The organism is Corynebacterium suicordis DSM 45110, from assembly GCF_015351405.1.
Lineage (GTDB): Bacteria > Actinomycetota > Actinomycetes > Mycobacteriales > Mycobacteriaceae > Corynebacterium > Corynebacterium suicordis.
Genome location: NZ_JADKMY010000001.1, coordinates 403,991 through 422,666 on the forward strand (window position 1 = coordinate 403,991; position 18,676 = coordinate 422,666).

General features: G+C 59.0%; 10 protein-coding genes. 9 read left to right on the forward strand and 1 reads right to left on the reverse strand.

Annotation, left to right across the window (positions count from 1 at the left end):
• Positions 1-32: 32 nt before the first annotated feature.
• The 3 genes from IRY30_RS01930 (at position 33) to IRY30_RS01940 (ending at position 4,436) form a co-directional block, all read left to right on the forward strand.
• Positions 33-1,451, forward strand: a complete 1,419-nt coding sequence (locus IRY30_RS01930; protein WP_194555712.1) for a condensation domain-containing protein — start codon at positions 33-35, stop codon at positions 1,449-1,451.
• Between the two features lie 94 nt (positions 1,452-1,545).
• On the forward strand, positions 1,546-2,994 hold the full coding sequence (locus IRY30_RS01935) for a condensation domain-containing protein (RefSeq protein WP_194555713.1): 1,449 nt from the start codon (positions 1,546-1,548) through the stop codon (positions 2,992-2,994).
• A complete protein-coding gene (locus IRY30_RS01940) occupies positions 2,994-4,436 on the forward strand; it encodes a hypothetical protein (RefSeq protein WP_194555714.1) in 1,443 nt (480 codons plus the stop codon). The genes IRY30_RS01935 and IRY30_RS01940 overlap by 1 nt, the downstream gene beginning before the upstream one ends.
• On the opposite strand, the gene IRY30_RS01945 is transcribed toward IRY30_RS01940, so the two are convergent.
• Positions 4,406-5,695, reverse strand: a complete 1,290-nt coding sequence (locus IRY30_RS01945) for a condensation domain-containing protein (protein WP_194555715.1) — start codon at positions 5,693-5,695, stop codon at positions 4,406-4,408. The genes IRY30_RS01940 and IRY30_RS01945 overlap by 31 nt on opposite strands.
• Positions 5,696-6,150: 455 nt before the next feature.
• Here IRY30_RS01945 and rpoB point away from each other — a divergent pair, with 455 nt between their 5' ends.
• The 6 genes from rpoB (at position 6,151) to IRY30_RS01980 (ending at position 18,663) form a co-directional block, all read left to right on the forward strand.
• Complete coding sequence (gene rpoB, locus IRY30_RS01950) at positions 6,151-9,663, forward strand: DNA-directed RNA polymerase subunit beta (RefSeq protein WP_194555716.1); 3,513 nt, start codon at positions 6,151-6,153, stop codon at positions 9,661-9,663.
• A gap of 78 nt (positions 9,664-9,741) precedes the next feature.
• A complete protein-coding gene (locus tag IRY30_RS01955) occupies positions 9,742-13,710 on the forward strand; it encodes a DNA-directed RNA polymerase subunit beta' (protein ID WP_194555717.1) in 3,969 nt (1,322 codons plus the stop codon).
• A gap of 135 nt (positions 13,711-13,845) precedes the next feature.
• Positions 13,846-14,544, forward strand: a complete 699-nt coding sequence (locus tag IRY30_RS01960) for an esterase/lipase family protein (RefSeq protein WP_194555718.1) — start codon at positions 13,846-13,848, stop codon at positions 14,542-14,544.
• Complete coding sequence (locus IRY30_RS01965) at positions 14,529-15,101, forward strand: hypothetical protein (protein WP_194555719.1); 573 nt, start codon at positions 14,529-14,531, stop codon at positions 15,099-15,101. Before IRY30_RS01960 ends, IRY30_RS01965 begins: the two co-directional genes overlap by 16 nt.
• A gap of 287 nt (positions 15,102-15,388) precedes the next feature.
• The gene (locus tag IRY30_RS01970) at positions 15,389-15,919 is read left to right on the forward strand and encodes a hypothetical protein (protein ID WP_194555720.1); all 531 of its coding nucleotides are present in this window, start codon (positions 15,389-15,391) and stop codon (positions 15,917-15,919) included.
• Positions 15,919-18,663 (forward strand): vWA domain-containing protein, encoded by a 2,745-nt coding sequence (locus tag IRY30_RS01980; RefSeq protein ID WP_228502493.1) that lies wholly within the window; start codon positions 15,919-15,921, stop codon positions 18,661-18,663. Before IRY30_RS01970 ends, IRY30_RS01980 begins: the two co-directional genes overlap by 1 nt.
• Positions 18,664-18,676 lie beyond the last annotated feature (13 nt).

An 18,676-nucleotide genomic window follows, 5' to 3' on the forward strand; every position in this document is an offset into this window, starting at 1 on the left:
GTCCCTTGTGATGAGTAGTGAAGGAGATGTGCATGCGATTAATGGATCCTTCTGAGTGGCATCCCACGGGGCAAATCACCGTCTGGGAACCCACGGCCGAGATGCTGGACACCCTGCAGAGCAAGCAGAACACCGAACAACCACTGTCATTCCTCCAAGCAGACCATGTGCGCTCCGTGGTGGCTCGCCGGGCCACCGGAGCTGCACACCAGGCGTACACGGCCTCAGCCATGTACCTGCCGTGGCCCGTGGACAAAGCACGGCTGACGGGAAGCGTGAACGCTTTCCTCGGCGCCCACGAGGGACTGCGATGCTCCATCAACGTGGACGCGCCCACTGATGGGCCGAGCCCCAACATCACCCGTACCCTCCTTTCGCCCGAGGAGGTGGATCTTCAGCCGCAAGCGGTCGATGCCTCAGCGAGTGATTCTGCAGAGGCCACCCAGGATGCTGCGGAATGGTTAAGCGGGTACTTTTCCCGCACCGCTGTTTCTGACCACATGCCGGCTCTCGCAGTCGGACTCATCGAGGATGAGGCCGCAGAAAAGGCGGAGCTAGTCCTGGCGCTGGATCACGCGGTCGGTGATGGCCTGTCCCAGGTCCTCAGCGTTCTCGAGATCGCGCAACGTTACTTCGAAGCGGATTCCCCGCTCACCACCCCGCAGCACCCCAGCTTCCTGGAGTATGTGCACAACGAGCACGCCGCGGCCGCTCAAGTGACACCCGAGTCCCCGGGAACCCAACTCTGGAAAGAGTGCATCCAATTTGTTGGGGGAATGCCCAAGTTGGGGATCGACATTGGCGTCGAAGAAGGGCAATCCCAGGACGTCAAGGTCATGGAAAGCGAAGGACCCATCGCTGACCCGGCTCAGGTGAACGCGCTGCGCGGGCTGGCGAAATCCCGCGGTTACAGCTTCAGCACCGTGATCTACGCGGTGCTGGCTCTGGCACACAAGCGGATGAGCGGATCGGAAAAGTACGCCACCGTGACGGTCTCCAGTACCCGCGGCAGCACGTACGGCCTGTCCCAGGGCTGGTTCTGCAACTTCAACCCGCTGTTCTTCCCCGTGGAGGGGGACACGGTGACAGAGATTCTGGACGCGGTTGCCCACGCGCAACGGCGCATGAAGGCCACGCTGAACGAGCCCGTACACGCCAGCCTGATGCAGCTGATTCAAGAGGGATTCATCGGGCAGGAGGTTTTTCAAAGCCCGCAGATGGTGACGTATCTCGACCTCAGCTGGTTCGAAGAGCCAGCGGGTGCAGACTTGCGACTCTTCGGAGGAATCGCCCAGACGAAGAATGCCAATTTCTGGCTGGCGCGAAATCCCGAAGGGCTGATTATCGGCAGCCAAGCTCCCGATAATCCCGTCGCCGGGCGTTCCGTGGCCGAATACTTCGCCACTGCTGCTCAGATAGTGCACGAAACCGTCGCAGAAATTCCCGCATAAGCACTCAGTTCCTTCAATTTTCTCACCACATCCACCACCGACAATGCACACAAAGCAGTGATTACTACGTAGTGAAAACAAAGGAGCCTCCACGATGGAATATTCAGAGCTTTCCGATTACCCCCTGCACACCGGCCGTTTGACCGAATGGATCCCCACCGCGGAACTGGGTGGTTGGCAATCCGATGAGCGCCGGCTTTCACCCAATCACCTGGCTCACCTGGAATCAGTGGTTAATGGCGGGGAAGACCCTGAGCACAATTGGATCGGTACGGTATTCCGCATTGACGGGGAATACAACAAAGAGGCTTTTTCCCAGGCCGTGACTCATTGGCTGCGCAGGCACGAGGCACTGCACACCACCGTTACTTTCCGGGATGACAAGGAAATCGAGCGCAAGACCCTCCGCCCGGAGACCATCTCTATGCGCGAAAACCCCGTGGAGGGTGAGCTGGGCGCACACATCGTCAACGCTCACCTGAGCAAGTACTTTGCGAACACCCTGTCTGCTCTGACCTGGCCGCACCTCACGTTCGCCACCATCGAGCCCACCGCGGAGGTGCTCGCGGAAGGCGGGCACAACAATGCCGCGAACTGGTTCACGGTCATCTTCGCCGCAGACCACGGCGTGATGGATGCCTACACCCAGCTCTTCGCCATCCAGGAGCTCGCCGAGATCTACAACGCGCACTTGGAGCAACGCCTGCCAGCCTTGCCTGAATGCGGATCCTATGTGGATTTCAGCGAGGAAGAATCAGAGCTGGCCAGCCGCATCAACAGCGAAGATGATTCCGTGAGGGCATGGCAGGAGTTCATCGCACGCGCGTCCGATGACCACCCCGAGGGTGAGCAGGCTGCTCCGCGGTTCCCGTTGCCACATGCTGTCAGGGATGCGGAGCCGCAAGAGCAGCACACCTTGTCTCATTGGTTGCTGAACGCGGATGAGGCAGAGACATTCAGCTCGCGCTGCAAGAAGGAGCTGGGCGGATCGCAGTCCAATGGTTTCCTGGCCGCCATCAAGGTGGCTGTGAACAAGCTCGCGGGGCACGAGACCACGCGTTATGTGATGCCGATGCACACGCGCTCCCGGGCGGAACTGGCGCTGGCCGCCGGTTGGTTTGTGGGGTTGATGCCGGTGGAGGATCCCATGGGTGAGGCGCAGATGTTCAGCCATGCCGTGGCGGATACCGCGGTGGCGGTGAAGCGGCATAAGGGTGCAGTGAGCGCGCCTTTCAATTCTCTGCAGCCACATTTGCAGGGGGATAGCGTGCCGAAATTCGTGGTGTCTTATGTGGATACCCGCTTTGTCCCCGGTGCGGATAAATGGACCGAGCATGAACGCGCATTGCGCAGCCCTAATGTGAGCACCGACGAGGTATATTTCTGGATCCTGCGCAATCATAATGGCGTGAATATCTCCATGCGATTCCCCTCCAATGATGAAGCAAAGCGCTCTCTGGAAGAGTTCGTTAAGGAATACGAGAGCATCCTGAAAACCGTTGTCCAACAGGGCGACTTTTCCCTGGCGAAGGCGGGGAAATAGTGTTTCCCGCCAGTTGTAGGCTCAACCACAATGACAACATTTTTGTGGTCATGGATTGCGTGCTGGGCACCCCGGTGTGCAATCAATTCTTGTGGGAAATTGATTGTGTTTTCGACGCCAAGCACTTCCAGAAAATCGGGGAATCTCTCAAGCACGGGCGCATTTCTCGCTCGCTGGTGCGTACGCGGCTGGGACGGGATCACTGGGTGCAGGATGAGAATGCCGGACACGTGAGCATTGCCCGCCTGGATGAGCTTGTGCTGAGCGGCGCTGATCAATGGGCCCAGGAGATTTTGCGGGATACCCCGGTCAATGTCCACGGAGGGAAGTCGTGGATTTTCGCGGCCGCACCCACCGCAGCTGGTACCACTGTGGTTCTCTTCGTGTGCTCGCATGCCGCGGGAGATGGATCAGCGATGATTCTGGCACTGCAAGAGGCGTGCGCGGGAACACCCAAGCCGCTGCCTGCGACCCGGCCGGCGAGCCTGCTGGATAACCAGCGGGATCAGGGAACGTTGCTCCAGCAGATGATGGGAGCTACCCGTGAGCTGCTGCGCGGGGGGAAGGCTGGTGCTGGTGCAGACGCTGCGGCTGGTGCCGAGTCTGATGCTGCCGAAGGCGCCGAGGCAGCCGAGGAAGCCACTACGGCGGGGGCCGCTGCGCAGGCGGATGTGCCACGCTCGGAAGGCTCCAGGCAGCTCGTTGCCGTGACGTTCGCCGTTGACTATGCGCAGTTTGAGCAGCGTGCCCGCCAATCCGCTGGCACCGCCAATAGTCTGTTCGCGGCCGTGGTTGGGCGGGTGGCGCAAAGACTGGGAACACTGCCGTCTACCACTGGCGTGCAGCCACTCGCAGTGCCGATGTCCAAGCGGAAGAGCCCAGCGGAACTGCAGTCCAATCTCACCCAAGGGGCCACCGCGCAGCTGGATCTTTCGACAAGCATCTACGCGGACCTTTCCGGGGTGCGCGGGCAGATGAAGCAGGCTTATGCGAAGGCCGCAGGCAAGCCAGGTGCGGCGGACTTGCTGTTCGAAGTAGCGCAGGGACTGCCCGATTGGCTGGTCAAGCGCCTGAATAAGGCAGATTCCGCACCGCGGGCACTGGCCTCAAACTTGGGTAAGGTGCCAGCGGACATTGCGTGCTTGGGTTTGGATGAGCTCACCGAGGGCCCAACCCCCAAGTCATTCCTCTCTGCTCGCACCACCTTGGTGGAGAACGCTCCCGCCTTGACCGCCGCTGATCCCGCGAGCACCAATGCGTGGGCGTGCGTGGTGGGGGATTCCCTGGTGGTCTCGCTGGTCGCCCCTGAACCGCTGACAACCCAGGAAGATCCGCACAGTACCGAGGAGCTCACCGTCGCCGGGGCCTTCCAGGCAGAGCTCGCCGCCTGGGGTCTGCAGGGCAAGCGGATCTACTCCGCGCCCAACTCCGTGGATAGTTGAGCGAAGAAACCCTTCATGAAGCTGCGCGCCTGCGGAGTGTCCGGGTAGCAAGCACGCACAGCAATTCCGCGCTCCGTGCGCGAGAACCACAAGATGGCGGAATCCACGGCGCTGCGGGAGGACACATAGTGCGCGCCGGGTACGGATCCGCCGCGCTTGGTGAAGTCGATGAAAGACGCAGAGAAGATCGTGGCATGCGGGAATTCGGGCGCATAGTGGCTCAGAACCGTCTCCAGACTGAGCCCCTGAGCCGCCACCGCGTTCCGCAAACCAGCGCGAGTAGCCACCGGGGTGGGTTCCGGCACCGCCACGATCGGCGCATTTCCCACCAGCCAACCCACCGTGTTCTGCGCAGGTGAACCCGCCTTTCCCCGAGTGTGCATGGGGATCAACAGCGGTACGCGCTTTCCCAGCACCCGCGCCATCGCCGTGAGAATGTGCGGAAATGGCTTGCCCGCGATTTCCTCCCGTAGATCGCTTTCCGGAACCAGAACGAAGGTTTCGTGGGCCGCGGGGAGTGTTTCCTTCTTTTCGACGCCAAGATCAGCTGGAAAGCCAGGGATAGTGCCGGAGGTTTCGCGGAAAAACTCTCCCCATACCTTTTCCGCCAGTTTGGCATCCCAGGAATCCTGTTCCACCGCATCCCGGTTCTGCAGCGCCTCCGCGTAGGAATAGGCGGCAGGCGGCGTAGTGGAAAGCGCGGAAAGATCGTCACCCTCCAGGAGCGAATACAATTCGCGTGCCAGGATGTCCATGCTGATCATGTCCACGTGCAGGTGATCAAAGCACAGCAGGAGGAAGTCTCCACTGCGGGCGCAAAAAGCGCCCGGGGAACCCAGCGGGCTACAACGCTGGGAGATGAGGCTTTCCAGCTGCTCAACCGGGCAGTTCTCTCCCGGCTGGATATGCACCGCCTCTGGGGGGAGGGCATGAACGGTATAGGTTGGCGTCGAGAAAAAAGGAGGCTGCTGCGAAGAGGGCAGGAACACGGCCCACCGCAGGGCATCATGGCGGTGAAGGAGCTGGGAGAAAAGCTCCGCGACGCGCTCCGGCGCAAGTTCTGGGACCGCAGGATGCTGCAGCGCCACGCCCAACCAGGCCGAAGATCCCTGGGCAAAAAGGCTGCTGAGATGGTTGCGGTGATTGAAGCCAGGGGTCACCTCGGTAGACGGATCCGGCGCGAACTGGGGCGCGGGCGTGACGGGGAATTCCTCCACCGGAGCCGTTAAATCCAGGTTGTCCAAATAGGTGATATCCACCCTGATTATTCTAGGCTGAGCGGGCAAAACCACAACAAATGTGCAGCCCAGGTGCAGGCGACAAATTGACATCTTCGGGCTATTGTGAGGAAGATGGTGGGCAACACGGACTGGGGAGCCGGAGTTGTGGGGGAGCGGATAGCGCAGGATCGTACCTGAGCTGGACAGAACGCGCGCCAGCATATAAGGTACTTCTTTGCGCTGGATTATTGTCCGGGTATCTTGCACAAGCAGGCAGAATTACGGAGAAATCCGTATTGACTACAGGCTTTGCCAAATGCACAGCGCGGGTAACAACCCGAGAATGTGTGATTTGACAAGGTCTATTAGCTGTTTCTTGGAGCCGGTTACACAATGGATAGTTAATCCACATAAACGACCATCACACGACCGTACGCTCAAATATATGCAACTTAGTTTCCCGCAGATCCGCCCAGCGGGACACGGTGCATGAGGTGCTGGAAGGACCCATCTTGGCAGTCTCCCGCCAGACAAGTTCAGTGGCCGGAATCCCCGGAGCTTCGCAGCGATACTCTTTCGCTAAGATCGACGCTCCGATTGAGGTTCCTGGCCTTCTTGACCTCCAACGAGATTCCTTTGATTGGCTCGTTGGCACGCCTGAATGGCGCGCTAACGCCCAAGCTGAGGCCGGGGAAGGCGTCCGCATTACCAGTGGACTCGAGGACATCCTCGATGAGCTTTCCCCCATTGAGGACTACTCGGAGAACATGTCCCTGACTCTCTCCGAGCCACGTTTCGAAGACGTGAAGTCCACCATCGATGAGGCCAAGGACAAGGACATCAACTACGCCGCGCCACTTTATGTGACCGCGGAATTCACCAACGCAATGTCCGGTGAAATCAAGTCCCAGACCGTCTTCATCGGCGATTTCCCGATGATGACCAACAAGGGCACCTTCATCATCAACGGCACCGAGCGTGTCGTTGTTTCCCAGTTGGTGCGCTCCCCAGGTGTGTACTTCGATGCTTCCATGGATGCCTCTACCGAGCGCATCCTGCACTCCGTGAAGGTTATTCCTTCTCGCGGTGCTTGGTTGGAGTTCGACGTCGATAAGCGCGATACCGTTGGTGTCCGCATCGACCGCAAGCGTCGTCAGCCGGTTACCGTGCTGCTGAAGGCCCTGGGCCTGACCACCGAAGAAATTACTGCTCGCTTCGGCTTCTCCGAGATCATGATGTCCACGCTGGAAAAAGACGGCGTGGCCAACACCGATGAAGCACTGCTGGAGATCTACCGCAAGCAGCGCCCAGGCGAGTCGCCAACCCGCGACTCCGCACAGGCTCTCATGGAGAACTCCTTCTTCAAGGCGAAGCGCTATGACCTGGCAAAGGTGGGCCGCTACAAGGTCAACCGCAAGCTGGGCCTCGGTGGAGACACCGATGGCACCATGACGCTGACCGAAGAAGACATCTTGACCACCATTGAGTACCTGGTGCGTCTGCACGCTGGTGAGAAGTCCATGACTTCCCCAGAGGGCATCGAGATCCCCATCGGTACCGATGACATCGACCACTTCGGTAACCGCCGTCTGCGTACCGTGGGCGAGCTCATCCAGAACCAGGTTCGTGTGGGTCTGTCCCGCATGGAGCGCGTGGTTCGTGAGCGCATGACCACGCAGGATGCGGAGTCCATCACTCCTACCTCCCTGATCAACGTGCGCCCAGTTTCTGCTGCGATCCGTGAGTTCTTCGGAACCTCCCAGCTCTCGCAGTTCCTGGATCAGAACAACTCCCTGTCCGGATTGACGCACAAGCGTCGTCTGTCCGCACTGGGCCCAGGTGGTCTGACCCGTGACCGCGCTGGACTGGAAGTCCGCGACGTGCACCCTTCTCACTACGGCCGCATGTGCCCAATTGAGACTCCCGAAGGTCCAAACATTGGCCTGATCGGCTCTTTGTCCTCCTTCGCTCGCGTGAACCCATTCGGCTTCATCGAGACCCCTTACCGCCGCGTGATCGATGGCCAGATCACGGACGAGGTGCACTACTTCACCGCCGATGAGGAAGATCGCCACGTGGTTGCACAGGCGAACACCCCATTCGACGAGAACAACCGCTTCGTGGAAGAGCGCATTGAGGTGCGCCTGCGCGGCGGAGATGTAGAAGTGGTTCCCGCCTCCGAGGTGGACTACATGGACGTTTCGCCACGACAGATGGTTTCCGTGGCAACCGCCATGATTCCATTCCTCGAGCACGACGATGCAAACCGTGCGCTGATGGGCGCCAACATGCAGCGTCAGGCTGTGCCTCTGCTGCGTGCCGAAGCTCCATTCGTGGGCACCGGTATGGAGCTGCGTGCAGCTTATGATGCCGGCGATATGATCATCGCTCCAAAGTCCGGCGTGGTGGAGTTCGTCTCCGCTGACTACGTCACGATCATGGACGATGAAGGCATCCGCGATACCTTCATGCTGCGCAAGTTCGAGCGCACCAACCAGGGCACCTCTTACAACCAGAAGCCTTTGGTTGACGAAGGTCAGCGCGTTGAGGCCGGTCAGGTTATCGCTGACGGCCCCGGCACCGACAACGGCGAAATGGCACTGGGCAAGAACTTGCTGGTCGCCTTCATGCCGTGGGAAGGCCACAACTACGAGGATGCGATCATCCTCAACCAGCGCATGGTGGAAGAGGACGTACTGACCTCTATCCACATCGAAGAGCATGAGATCGACGCCCGCGATACCAAGCTGGGCCCAGAGGAAATCACCCGCGATATTCCTAACGTGGGTGAAGACGTTCTGGCTGACCTGGATGAGCGCGGAATCGTGCGCATCGGCGCCGACGTGCGTGACGGTGATGTCCTGGTGGGCAAGGTCACCCCTAAGGGTGAAACTGAGCTGACTCCTGAAGAGCGCCTGCTGCGCGCCATCTTCGGCGAAAAGGCTCGCGAAGTGCGCGATACCTCCATGAAGGTTCCTCACGGCGAGACCGGCAAGGTCATCGGCGTGCGCGTATTCTCCCGCGAAGATGATGATGACCTGGCTCCAGGCGTGAACGAAATGGTTCGCGTCTACGTGGCTCAGAAGCGCAAGATCCAGGACGGCGATAAGCTCGCCGGCCGTCACGGCAACAAGGGCGTCGTGGGCAAGATCCTGCCTCAGGAAGACATGCCATTCCTCCCGGATGGCACGCCAATCGACATCATCCTGAACACCCACGGTGTGCCTCGTCGTATGAACATCGGCCAGGTTTTGGAAGTTCACCTGGGCTGGTTGGCTAAGGCCGGCTGGACCGTGGACACCAACTCTGAGGATCCAAAGATCCAGAAGATGCTGGAGACCCTGCCTTCCGACCTCTACGAGGTTCCGGCAGACTCCCTGACCGCCACCCCGGTATTCGACGGTGCGTCTAACGCTGAGCTCTCCGGCCTGCTGCGTTCCTCCAACTCCAACCGAGATGGAATCCGCCTGGTTGATGACTTCGGTAAGGCCGCTTTGATGGATGGCCGCTCCGGCGAGCCATACCCATACCCAGTGTCCGTGGGCTACATGTACATGCTTAAGCTGCACCACCTGGTCGACGAGAAGATTCACGCTCGTTCCACCGGTCCTTACTCCATGATTACCCAGCAGCCACTGGGTGGTAAGGCCCAGTTCGGTGGCCAGCGCTTCGGTGAGATGGAGGTGTGGGCAATGCAGGCTTATGGCGCTGCCTACACCCTGCAGGAGCTGCTGACCATCAAGTCCGATGACGTGGTTGGCCGCGTGAAGGTCTACGAGGCCATCGTGAAGGGCGAGAATATCCCTGATCCGGGTATCCCAGAGTCCTTCAAGGTGCTCCTCAAGGAGCTGCAGTCCCTGTGCCTCAACGTGGAAGTACTTGCGGCAGATGGCACCCCAATGGAGTTGACATCCGACGATGACGACGAGCTGGAGAACGCTAACGCATCTCTCGGCATCAACTTGTCTCGCGATGAGCGCCCGGACGCTGACCTCGACGTCAGCTAACGCGCTGCCTGAACTCAAAAACTGACCTTTAGTATCACCACCAAGGCCCTCCGCAATAGGAGGGGAAAGGAAGTTCACGTGCTGGACGTTAACTTCTTCGACGAGCTTCGCATTGGGCTCGCTACTGCAGACGACATCCGTCGTTGGTCACGTGGCGAGGTCAAGAAGCCCGAAACGATTAACTACCGAACTCTCAAGCCTGAGAAGGACGGTCTGTTCTGCGAGCGTATTTTCGGCCCAACCCGTGACTGGGAATGTGCCTGTGGCAAGTACAAGCGAGTCCGTTACAAGGGCATCATCTGTGAGCGCTGTGGTGTGGAAGTCACCAAGTCCAAGGTGCGCCGTGAGCGTCTAGGCCACATCGAGCTGGCTGCTCCCGTCACCCACATTTGGTACTTCAAGGGTGTGCCTTCCCGTTTGGGCTATCTGCTGGACTTGGCTCCGAAGGATCTGGAAAAGATCATCTACTTCGCCGCCAACATCATCACTTCCGTGGATGAGGAGGGTCGTCACAACGACCAGTCCACCCTGGAAGCTGAGATGATGCTCGAGAAGAAGGAAGTGGAGGTCGACCGCGACAGCGAGTTGGCAGACCGCGCCAAGAAGCTCGAGGATGACCTGGCGGAGCTGGAAGCAGCTGGCGCCAAGAACGATGCCAAGAAGAAGGTTCAGACTGCCGCGGAGCGCGAAATGCGCCACATCCGTGAGCGTGCTGAGCGCGAAGTTGATCGTCTCGACGAGATCTGGAACACCTTCGTCAAGCTGGCTCCTCAGCAGATGATTGTGGATGAGAACATCTACAACGAGTTGATGGACCGCTACGAGGATTACTTCACCGGCGGCATGGGCGCGGAAGCTATCCAGACCCTGATCCGCAACTTTGACCTGGAAGCAGAAGCGGAAATTCTGCGCGACGTCATCCGTGACGGCAAGGGTCAGAAGAAACTGCGCGCGCTCAAGCGCCTCAAGGTTGTTGCCGCGTTCCTGCGTTCCGGCAATGATCCCGCAGCGATGATCCTGGACTGTGTTCCAGTGATCCCACCTGAGCTGCGCCCAATGGTGCAGCTGGACGGCGGCCGCTTCGCGACCTCCGACCTCAACGACCTCTACCGTCGTGTGATCAACCGCAACAACCGCCTCAAGCGCATGCTGGATCTCGGCGCACCCGAGATCATCGTGAACAACGAAAAGCGCATGCTGCAGGAGTCCGTTGACGCGCTGTTCGACAACGGTCGTCGTGGACGTCCGGTCACCGGACCGGGCAACCGCCCACTGAAGTCTCTGTCCGACTTGCTCAAGGGCAAGCAGGGCCGTTTCCGTCAGAACCTGCTGGGTAAGCGCGTGGACTACTCCGGTCGTTCCGTGATTATCGTGGGTCCTCAGCTGAAGCTGCACCAGTGTGGTCTGCCCAAGCTGATGGCACTGGAGCTGTTCAAGCCATTCGTGATGAAGCGTCTGGTGGAGAAGAGCTACGCGCAGAACATCAAGTCCGCTAAGCGCATGGTGGAGCGTCAGCGTCCCGAGGTGTGGGACGTGCTGGAAGAGGCCATCTCTGAGCACCCAGTGATGCTGAACCGTGCACCAACCCTGCACCGCCTGGGCATCCAGGCGTTCGAGCCAATCCTGGTCGAGGGTAAGGCTATCCAGCTGCACCCACTGGCCTGTGAAGCGTTCAACGCCGACTTCGACGGTGACCAGATGGCAGTTCACCTGCCGCTGTCCGCCGAGGCACAGGCGGAAGCTCGCATCCTGATGCTGGCTTCCAACAACATCCTGTCCCCAGCCTCCGGTAAGCCACTGGCTATGCCACGTCTGGACATGGTGACCGGCCTCTACTACCTGACCCTGCTCAAGGGTGAGGATGAGTTCGGTGGCCAGGGTGCTTACCAGGCCGCCACCAAGGACAGCCCGGAAAAGGGCGTGTACTCCTCTCTGGCGGAGGCCATCATGGCCTACGACCTGGGTGTACTCGGCCTGCAGGCTCCCATCAAGGTACGCATCAGCCACTTGCGCCCAACGGCGGAAATCGAAGCTGAGCGTTTCCCTGATGGCTGGCAGCGCGGCCAGACCTGGTTGGCTGAGACCACCCTGGGTCGCGTGCTGTTCAATGAGCTGCTTCCGTGGAACTACCCATACGTCGAAGGCGTCATGGCAAAGAAGCCACAGGCAGTGGTCATTAACGACCTCGCTGCGAAGTACCCAATGATCACCGTCGCGCAGACGGTGGACAAGCTCAAGGATGCTGGCTTCCACTGGGCTACCCGCTCCGGCGTGACCATCACCATGCACGACGTGCTGGTTCTGCCTAACAAGCAGGAAGTTCTGGATAACTACGAGGCCAAGGCCCAGGTTATCGAGAAGAAGATGGCACGCGGCAAGATCAACGAGGCTGAGCGTTACCAGTCCCTCGTTGACCTGTGGAAGGAAGCTACCGACTTCGTTGGTGAATCCGTCGAGGCTCTCTACCCAGATGACAACCCAATTCCAATGATCGTGAAGTCCGGTGCTGCCGGTAACATGCGTCAGATTTGGACCTTGGCTGGCATGAAGGGCATGGTGACGAACTCCCGTGGTGAGTACATCACTCGCCCAGTGAAGACGTCCTTCCGCGAAGGCCTGTCCGTGCTGGAGTACTTCAACAACTCTCACGGTTCTCGTAAGGGTCTGGCCGATACCGCTCTGCGTACCGCAGACTCCGGTTACCTGACTCGTCGTCTGGTGGACGTTTCCCAGGATGTCATCGTTCGTGAAGACGACTGTGGCACCTCCCAGGGCGTCAACCTGGACGTTGCGGTTCCAATGTTGGACGGCGAAGGCAAGCCAACCGGCAACTTCGACCGGGCCGACTTCCTGGAGACGTCGATCGTTGGTCGTTACCTTGCAGCCGACGCCAAGGATGCCGAGGGCAATGTCCTCATTCCTACCGGCGAAGTTGTGAACGAATCCGACGTCGACCGCCTGGTCAACGCTGGAATCGAGAGCATCAAGGTTCGCTCCGTGATGACCTGTGCCACCGCAACCGGACTCTGCTCCACTTGTTACGGCCGCTCTATGGCGACCGGCAAGAAGGTGGAGATCGGTGAGGCCGTGGGCATCGTGGCTGCACAGTCCATTGGTGAGCCAGGCACACAGCTGACCATGCGTACCTTCCACCTCGGTGGTGTGGGCGGCGACATTACGGGTGGTTTGCCACGTGTGCAGGAGCTCTTCGAGGCTCGTGTTCCCAAGGCGAAGTCCCCAATTGCCTCCGTCGACGGCAAGATCAAGATCGAGGATGACGAGACGTTCTACACCGTCACGGTTATCCCGAACGATGGTTCCGAAGACGTGGTCTACGAGAAGCTCTCCAAGCGTCAGGGCCTCGCGACCTTGGGCACCGGTGGAGTGGAACGACCACTGCGCGATGGCGACCAGGTGAAGATGGGACAGAAGCTGCTCAAGGGCGCTTCCGATCCTCACGAGGTTCTCCGCGTGCTCGGCCGTCGTGGCGTGCAGCAGCACCTGATCAACGAAGTGCAGAAGGTCTACCGTGACCAGGGCGTGGCTATCCACGACAAGCACATCGAGATCATCGTGCGCCAGATGCTGCGTCGCGTGACCGTCATCGATTCCGGTTCCACCGAGTTCCTCCCAGGTTCCCTGGTGGAGCACGCTGATGCCGTGGCCGCTTCCAAGGAAGCTGTCAAGACTGGTGGACGTCCGGTGGAGGTTCGCGCAGAGATCATGGGTATCACCAAGGCTTCCTTGGCTACCGAATCCTGGCTCTCTGCCGCGTCCTTCCAGGAGACCACCCGTGTGCTTACGGATGCCGCCATCAACAAGCGCTCCGATAAGCTCATCGGCCTGAAGGAAAACGTGATCATCGGTAAGTTGATCCCAGCCGGTACCGGTATTGCTCGTTACCGCAATATCTCGGTGGAGCCAACGGAGGCTGCTCGCGCAGCCGCCTACTCCATCCCGTCTTCCTTCGGTGATGGCTTCTACGGTGATGACAGCTACGGTGAATTCACCGGAGCAGCCGTGCCACTGGATGACATGGAGCTCTAACAGCAGTACCCCCTCTGAATGAGGGGAGAGGCTTTTCATCCCACTGCGGGTGAATGGCCTGATCAGAACAGCCGCGAGGGCATTACGCTTCTCGTGGCTTTTTTGTTTCGCGTTTCTGCAGAAAATTATGCGAATATGCGTATGTTATTTTGTACGTCAAACTTGTTGCGTCGCACGGGCGCTCTTCTCATTGGTGTGTCCGCCTCCCTCGTCTCTGCCTTGCACGCTGCTCCGGCCTTCGCGCAAGACGCTCCCTTGTCAGATCCTTCCTCCGCCAACTCTTCGACCAGCGCGCAAGGTAGCGGCGACGGTCAGTACGCCTCTTCCGAGATGCCTTTCGACGTGCGCAACAGCACAGTGGGAACCGGAACTGAGCAGAACAACTTCCTCAGCCCGTTCTTCCAGACCATTCTCCAGCCACGTCTGGCACCAGCCGGGGCAAACGATTGGAACTGTAAGCCATCTGACGAGCACCCGAACCCAGTGATTCTGGTTCACGGCACCATCGAGAACGCTTACAACAACTGGGCCGCCATGGCCCCAATTCTTAAGCGCGATGGCTACTGCGTGTTCGCGCCAAACCTGGGCCGGGCTGGTCTGCTTGCCCCGGGTGGCTTCGCGGCGATCGCCAACAACACTTATGGCCTGGGTCAAGTGGAAATCACCTCTGAGCAGCTGGGGAAGGTTGTCAACGAAGTCCTCAAGACCACCGGCGCCTCCCAAGTTGACCTGGTTGGCCACTCTCAGGGTGGCATCGTGGCTAGGTACTACGCGCAGTTCCTCGGAGGAACCAACGCGGAAAACCCTGAGAAAACCGCGTGGGCAAGATCGTGACACTGGGTGCGACCAACCACGGCACCACCCTGACCGGCTGGGCTGATATCGGCCAGGAACGCGCCGATATCGAAGGCTCGCTGGCCACTGAGAATGGGGACACCATCGGTTCTACCTCCGGAAGTGTGGAGGAACCGCTCAATTGGGTGAACACGGCAACCGGTCTCACCGACGCTCAGCGTATCGAGCTGAAGAAGTGGCTGGTCGGCTGGGCTGGCGCACAGCAGGCCATGGGGTCTGACCTGCTGGCCAAGCTCAACGAAGGCGGAGATACTCGCCCGGGCATTGCTTATACGGTGATCGGCACTGAGTATGACAATATCTCCACCCCGTACACCAAGACTTTCCTCACGGCGGGGCCAGACGCCACCGTAAAGAACATCACCCTGCAGGAAGGATGTGTGCAGGATCAGTCCAGCCACATCTCCATGTCTTATTCTCCGCGCGCCATCGATTACGTGCGTAACGCCCTAGATCCAGAGATCGTGCCGGAATCCGCTATCCGTTGTGCACCGCATAAGGGAGCACTGGGATTCAGCGTGCGTTCGCTGGTTTAGTAAGTGAGAATTATTTTCTTCCCTTGATTCATGGTGGAGGGTAAAGCGCGAGGACTCATTGTGAGCCCTCGCGCTTTTTCATTTCCCGGGCGCCCAATAAACCGCACCTAATAAAGCACTGTGGATTCTGGAAATATTGCAGGTTAGGGGTAGTAGGTGTCCCTCATAAAGCCGGAAAGTTCCTGCACGATGAACTAGCATAAATCCATAGTTTGATTTGGCGACGTTCACCGATGGAAATCCGTGTGACAGCAGCGTGAATCCCGGTGTCGGTAGAAAGGTCGAGAATGAATTCCAACCACGATGGCTTTGGTGGCTCTTCGCCACAGGGCTGGGGATCCACCAACCCCAGTTCTGGATGGGGAAATACAGGTGGCTTCGAAAATGAAGCGCAGAATGGGTTTGGGCCAGGTATGAACTCCGGCGGAGGGTTTGGCGGACCACGGTCCGCCTCTGCAGTGGAGACACCCGCTGCGGCTACTCCCATCAAATTCACCTCAGCTCCCCATACTCGGATCATTCCGAGCTTGATCTGCGGGGTGCTGGCAGTGCTGCTGTGCGCCTACCTGCAATTCAGCGGAGCTTCTTCCACGGATAGTCAGTATCCCATCGTGGCCGCAGTGGCATGGCTGCTCGCCGGAATCTTCGGAATTGTCCTGTTGGGTCAGTACTTTTCCCAGGACAATCGCCAGCGCACCACGGGTGTGTACCAAATCATTAGCTGGAAACAGACCCTTTATTGGGTCACTATAATCGCATTATTTGTGGGGATTATTTGGTCCGCTATTCATATCGGCATTTGGGCAGGTAAGCACTAATGAAATTACTTAAAAGCCTGCAGCGCACCGGCGCTGCCATTGTGTCTATCGGCCTTGCCGGACTTTTCGCCTCGCCGCTCGCGATGGCCCAGGAACCACCACCAGCACAAAACTCTGGCTTGAACAAGCTGGGTACCTGTATTGCGGAAAAGCATGCGCTCGATGTGATCCTGTTGATGGATGAAACCGGCAGTTTGGTCAAGGAATACGGGCCAAATGGCGAGGAGACCGGCCGGCCAGGATCAGATGTGCCCGGGCATCGCATTCCCGCGGCTCAGGCATTGATCGATGAGCTCGTGGCGAAGCAATCAGACTTGGGCATGGACACCCGGGTTCGTTTGGCCGGATTTGGGCAGGACTACAAGTCCAGTAACTCTGCGCCGGACCAGTACAGCGATTGGTTCGAGGTCAACGATGGTTCTGCGGATTCCATCAAGCAGGAAATTGAGAAGTTCAAGGACCGCACGCAAGAGGGATACACCAACTATGCCAACGGCATGCAGGGCGCTGGTGAGGATCTCTTGCGCTCAGCCGAGGGCAAAGACCCTTGTAAGATGCTGGTCACCTTCACTGACGGGGCTCTGACCGCGCAAGAATCAGAAGACACCGCCACGCAGGCATTGTGCCGCCCAGGCGGGGTGACCGATAGATTGCGCGCAGCTGGCATCACTCACGTGGGCATTGGCCTGAAGGCCCGGGAATCCAGTGAAGATTTCGCTCTCTTCCGAGACATCACCGCTGGCGGCGGGGATTGTGGAGAAGTTCCCCCCAACGGTGCATTCTTTGAAGCACAAAACGTGGGCGACCTGTTTGCCGCCTTCCAGAGCGCGCTGAGCACCGGTGGAGAATTCTCAGCACAAAACCGCGCTGCTGAACCTTTCAAGTTCTGGCTCGATGATTCCATCGAGAACGTGCGCTTCGCCCTGGTGGCCAAGGATGAACTCTCTGACAACGCGGTGGTCACCCTGCGCTCGCCACAGGGAGAAACCATTCAGCTCAAGGAGCAGGGACAAGGTTCGCTGGCCGGGAGCGACGTGGAATGGAAGTCCCACAGGGAGCCCATCCTGCGTTCGAGTGGCTCTCTAAAGAAGGGCGAGAATGCATCGTGGGCCGGAGAATGGTCCATGTATCTCGAGGGCATTTCCGAGGAAGATAAGCAGGCGCAGATCTTCAACGTGGTGCAGATGCAACCCGATCTTTCTGTGGCCATCGAGGGCCCGAACGGGAACACTCAGGAAGGCAACGGGCAGATCCAACTGCGGGATAACGAGCAGCTGAATCTCCGACTCGTGGATCGCGATTCCGAAACGCACCCAGTTCAGGGCCAAGCCAAAGCTAACGTGGTGTTCCTTCCCAACAAGGGAGGCGAACCCATCGAGCTGGCTAGAGACGTAGATCTCGCGGCGGGCACGGCGTCGGTCCCGATGAATGGGCTTCCAGAGCTTCCCGCAGTGGGCAGGGTCGAAGTACAAACGGCCGTTACCACCCGTGGTCCGGAGGGGAATCCGGGCACGCAGCTTTCGCCGATCGTTAATGGTGTGGCGCTGTCCATCACCCCGAATAACCTGCCGCAGTTGCCGGGTGAAGTCACGTTCAAGTCTGAATCCCAGGACACCGAAATCGAGATTCCCGTCAAGGGTCCGGGCAAGGTGTGGATCGCTGAGGGCAGTGAGATCGCAGCTAGCGTGCTTCCTGATGGCGTGAGTTCTGCCACGATCTCCTCCGAGAAGAACTCTCAGGACAATGCATTGGAACTGCAGGACGGTGAGAGTGCGGTGCTGAACGCTACAGTCTCCACTGATCAGCTGAGGGACGGAACCATTTCCGGCAACATCCCACTGCAGATCTCTTCTTTGGAAAACACCGATGCGGCGGCAGTGGATGTGCCAGTCAACGGCACCACGACCATTCCACTGAATACCGCCAAGTTCACCGGAGCTGTGATTGCGGCACTGCTGGCTGCGATCCTCATTCCGCTGCTGCTGCTCTACGCAATCCGCTGGTTCACCTCGCGGATCGATAAGCAACAGCAATTCGGTGCGCAACGCTTCAACGTGGAGAGCAATGGCACCCTGTATACGTTCGACGGCCGCAATACCCCGGTCATCGATGTCGATCGGGTGAACGAAAACCGAATCAACCACAACGGCCGAGAATTCCACGCGGCGGGATCCCACCTGCGGGTCAAGTCCTTCTCGTGGAACCCGTTCTCCGAAACTCCTGTGCTGGTGGAAGAAGCTCCATCCATTGCCTCCACAGGTAAGCAAGCGGCGAAGAACCACGCGCAACTGCCACTGTCTGTCCAGGGTCAATGGTTCTTGACGCACAACCCGCGGGGCAACGGCATTGACCTCGTGGTGCTGCCACGTCTGCCTCTCACGCAAGAGGATAAGCAGCGCATGGAGCAGGACATTGAAGATAAGCTCCCGCAGCTCTTCGATACTTTGCAGGAGCAGCTGCCACAGACTCAGGACAACGAAAACACCCCACAGGACAGTGCGTGGGGTGGAGGTGAGCCTGGTGCTAGTGGCGCTCAAGGAACAGGTGGTGCGCAGAACGCAGCAAACCCTTGGGGTAACCAGGACACTGATAATGGCTCGTTCGGTGGCTTTGGAAACTCTGGCGGCTTTGGGAACGCGGGTCAGCAGAATCCTCCCGGGAACTCCGGTGGCTTTGGAAACCCAGGAAATAACGGCGGCTTTGGTAACCAAGGTCCCAACAATGACCCATGGGGTCGTGGCTAACTTCACCACCTGG

What these genes read in the sequence shown, in the direction of transcription:
- IRY30_RS01930 (WP_194555712.1), top strand. Translation starts at nt 33, where the DNA reads ATGCGATTAATGGATCCTTCTGAGTGGCATCCCACGGGGCAAATCACC.
- IRY30_RS01935 (WP_194555713.1), top strand. Translation starts at nt 1,546, where the DNA reads ATGGAATATTCAGAGCTTTCCGATTACCCCCTGCACACCGGCCGTTTG.
- IRY30_RS01960 (WP_194555718.1), top strand. Translation starts at nt 13,846, where the DNA reads ATGCGTATGTTATTTTGTACGTCAAACTTGTTGCGTCGCACGGGCGCT.
- IRY30_RS01970 (WP_194555720.1), top strand. Translation starts at nt 15,389, where the DNA reads ATGAATTCCAACCACGATGGCTTTGGTGGCTCTTCGCCACAGGGCTGG.
- IRY30_RS01980 (WP_228502493.1), top strand. Translation starts at nt 15,919, where the DNA reads ATGAAATTACTTAAAAGCCTGCAGCGCACCGGCGCTGCCATTGTGTCT.